At 68.8% G+C, this 3,088-nt stretch carries 4 protein-coding genes; 1 reads left to right on the top strand and 3 read right to left on the bottom strand.

Features of this window, described 5'->3' with window-relative positions:
* Positions 1-430 precede the first annotated feature (430 nt).
* Entirely contained in the window at positions 431-856 is a 426-nt protein-coding gene (locus NBW84_RS09850; RefSeq protein WP_250283838.1) for a tautomerase family protein, read from the bottom strand.
* Between the two features lie 69 nt (positions 857-925).
* The gene (locus tag NBW84_RS09845) at positions 926-1,621 is read right to left on the bottom strand and encodes an SDR family oxidoreductase (RefSeq protein WP_250283836.1); all 696 of its coding nucleotides are present in this window, start codon (positions 1,619-1,621) and stop codon (positions 926-928) included.
* Between the two features lie 80 nt (positions 1,622-1,701).
* Between NBW84_RS09845 and NBW84_RS09840 the strand changes: the two genes are divergently transcribed.
* On the top strand, positions 1,702-2,193 hold the full coding sequence (locus tag NBW84_RS09840) for a winged helix-turn-helix transcriptional regulator (protein ID WP_445548682.1): 492 nt from the start codon (positions 1,702-1,704) through the stop codon (positions 2,191-2,193).
* A 225-nt stretch (positions 2,194-2,418) separates the two neighbouring features.
* On the opposite strand, the gene NBW84_RS09835 is transcribed toward NBW84_RS09840, so the two are convergent.
* A complete protein-coding gene (locus NBW84_RS09835) occupies positions 2,419-2,661 on the bottom strand; it encodes a hypothetical protein (protein WP_250283832.1) in 243 nt (80 codons plus the stop codon).
* Between the last annotated feature and the right edge of the window lie 427 nt (positions 2,662-3,088).

Below are 3,088 nucleotides of genomic sequence, written 5' to 3'. Positions count from 1 at the left end.
CCATCTCCGGGCGGGACGGTCAGGGCCGTCGTCTGGTGGGTTTGGCGGACAGAAGGGGAATCGCGGCGTGAACGCGGTGGCAGAGCAGGCGGACGGGGCCGGGGACGCTCCGGCGTCCGACGGGGGCCAGGCCGCCGTCCGCCTGACCGTGGTCGGAACCGCCATGCACGGGCTGTCTGTGGCCGTGGGCGCTGGCCGCCACCACAGCGGCGCTCGGCGCGAGCGCCGGCCTGCTGCCGGTCGTCACGACGGCCCGCCAGCCCAGCCTCCTCCACCACCCGACGCGCCAGCGGAGTGAATCGGGCATGCGGACTGGTCGGTCCCGCCATCTGCTCGGTGAACGTCACCCGTGCGCACTCGCCGGTCCCGCAGCGGAACCGGCGGGCCGGCGGGTCGACCTCGACCCGGGCTCCGGGCCTCCGTTCTGGGGTCAGTACACCGACGGCAGGTTCGAACGGGCCCATTCCTGTTCGGCCTCCGAACCCTCCGGTGGTGGCACCAGCCCGTTGATGAGCCAGAGATCCCGGCTCGTCTCGTCGGCGTGGAACTCCCAGTGCGCTCCCGGGATCCTGGCCATGAACGGGCCCAGGATGCGCCCGATCCATGCCGCGGTTCGCTGGCGAGCCGCTTCGTCGGGGCTGGTGCGCGCTATGTGATCGATGGAGACCCGGACAGCCGGCGTCCCGGGTTCCCCGCCAACGTAGAAGCTGGAGGCCGAGGTCTCGCTGAACAGCACGACGACGTAGAACCTCGGCAGCCCGAACCGCGCGTAGTGATCGGTGACGGACTCGGCCAGCCTCGCCTTGTCCTCGTCGGTGAAGATCCCTTCGGTATGGTCGATCCTCCAGAGCGGCATGGATGCCGGCCTTTCCTTTGTCGAGTGGTACCTGCCGGTCCTTTGTCGAGTGGTACCTGCCGGTGGCGGTCAGGGTGCGAACACCAGTTCGTGAACGTCCGCTGACAGGGAAGCCCTGGTGCGTATGCTGATCTCGTCGACGAGTACCTCGGCGTCCCCGGCCTCGAGTCCGTCGAGGATGGTGGTGGCGGCGGCTTGTGGAGTGGTCTTCGGAAGGTTGAACTGCGCGACCATGTCGGTGTCGATGAATCCTGCGTGGACGCCGAGGACCTGGATGTGCCGCGGGGCCAGTTCCGTCCGGAGCGAGTTGGTCAGCGACCAGAGCGCCGCTTTCGACGCACCGTAGACACCGCTGCCGGCGAGCCAGGCCAGCACGGAGCTGATGTTCACGATGGCCCCGTCTCCGGCTCGGGCCAGCAGTGGGGCGAACGCCTGGCACACGCGGAGGGGTCCCAGGACGTTGATGTCGAACGTCGCTGCCGAGCGTTCGATGTCGGCCGTGAGCAGCGGAGCGGGATAGAGGACACCCGCGTTGTTGATGATGACTTCGGCATCGGGCGCGTCAGCCACGAGACGTCTCACCGACTCGGCCGACCGCACCTGCAAGGCGCGGGTTTCGACGCGCGGCCGAGAATCCTCGAACGGCTCCTGCCCTGTCGCGTACACCTTCCGCGCACCCCGGGCCAGAAGCTCGTCGACGAGCGCGGCACCGAGGCCACGCCGTCCGCCCGTCACCACGGCAGTACATCCGTCGATCGCAACCATGCCACCCCCCTGACTAACGATATCATTAGTCAGGGTAGTGAAGACCGGATCCGGTGGCAAGGGCCGGTAGCGTGAGGCGTATGGCGATGAGGCTCGTAGGTCCGCTTCAGGACCGCGATGCGTGGGCAGCCGACGCGTGCTCCGCGGCCAGGACCCTCGACATCCTCGCGACCAAGGCATCGTTCCTGGTCGTTCGGGAGCTCTTCTACGGCACCACGCGGTTCGACGACTTCGTACGCCGCGTCGGCGTCGCTGCCCCGACCATCGCCCGGGCGCTCTCCCGCCTCGAGGGCGCCGGCGTGATCGCCCGCACCCCGTATCGCACCGACGGACACCGCGCCCGCGACGAGTACCGTCTGACGGAAGCCGGCGAGGAACTGCTGCCAGTGATCATGGCTCTTGTCCAGTGGGGTGACGCTCACCTGCAACCGGACGGACCGCCGCTCCAGTTCCACGACGTCACCACCCGGCAGCAGGTGCGTGTCGCCCTCGTCGCAGCACCCGACACACCCCAGCTCGAGTCTCGGCAGATCCAGGTAGCAGTACACAGCCCTGCCGGGCGCGCGAACTGAACCGTCCCGGTTTTGGCGGAGACTCTCCCTTGTGAGCGGATGGAGTCGTGCCCGTTCCCAGGAATTTATCCCGACGAGCTTCGTGAACGTCCGGTTCGTCTCGTGTCGCGGATACGCCGGACCGTCGCCCATTCCCCGTCAGCTCCGTGTATTCGGTAGTCAGGCGGATGTTCCATTGCCGCGACCGACGGAAACGCGAGTGGACCAGGGATCCCGCGTTCCCGGTCACGCGGGGGAGATTTGGAGGACGGCGGTCTTGCCGTCGATGGACTTCGGCACTATCCGCAGGTCTCTGAATCCACCGAATCCCATGATCAGGACGCTCCCCACGGAACCGCTCGAGGCTACCTGGCTGCCTCCGTTGGCCGCGCTGCAGCTCACGCCGCCCGACCCGACCACGACATGCATCGATGCGAAGCCGAAGACGGACTGGTTGAACGGGATGTCGACGGAACCCGAGATCCGCACGAGGCACTCGCCGTCCGCGCAGGCTCCGACATCCGTAGAGGGCCCTGCCGGCTGCGCGTTCCGCGGTGGCGGGGCAGGCGGGGGCGGCGGGGGAGCCGCCGTCCGTACAGGCCGGGGAGCCGTCGTCGGCGCGGCCGGAGGTGCCGTCGTTGGTGGTGGCGTCGTGGGTGACGCCGTCGGTACGAGGGAGGGTGACGGTATTGGTGAGCTCGGTGCCGGACTGGTCGTCGCGGAGGCGCTCGGCCGTGCCACGGCGGCCCCGGACGTCCCATCGTCGCCACACGCGACGACAAGGGCCGGCAGCAGGCAGAGCAGGGTCAGAGATCGACGCATGAGCGCTCCTGGAGGTTCGCGGTCGATGGGACGTTGCCGTGGCCGAGGGGAACGACGTACGCCCCCGATCCGGCCGGCCTCGACCTGCCGCCCG

Origin of the sequence: Protofrankia sp. CiP1_Cm_nod2, assembly GCF_920664355.1 — a bacterium.
GTDB lineage: Bacteria > Actinomycetota > Actinomycetes > Frankiales > Frankiaceae > Protofrankia.
Note: the sequence above shows the minus strand (reverse complement) of the source record. Positions and strands in the feature narration are given on the sequence as shown.

What these genes read in the sequence shown, in the direction of transcription:
- NBW84_RS09850 (WP_250283838.1), bottom strand. Translation starts at nt 856, where the DNA reads ATGCCGCTCTGGAGGATCGACCATACCGAAGGGATCTTCACCGACGAG.
- NBW84_RS09845 (WP_250283836.1), bottom strand. Translation starts at nt 1,621, where the DNA reads ATGGTTGCGATCGACGGATGTACTGCCGTGGTGACGGGCGGACGGCGT.
- NBW84_RS09840 (WP_445548682.1), top strand. Translation starts at nt 1,702, where the DNA reads ATGGCGATGAGGCTCGTAGGTCCGCTTCAGGACCGCGATGCGTGGGCA.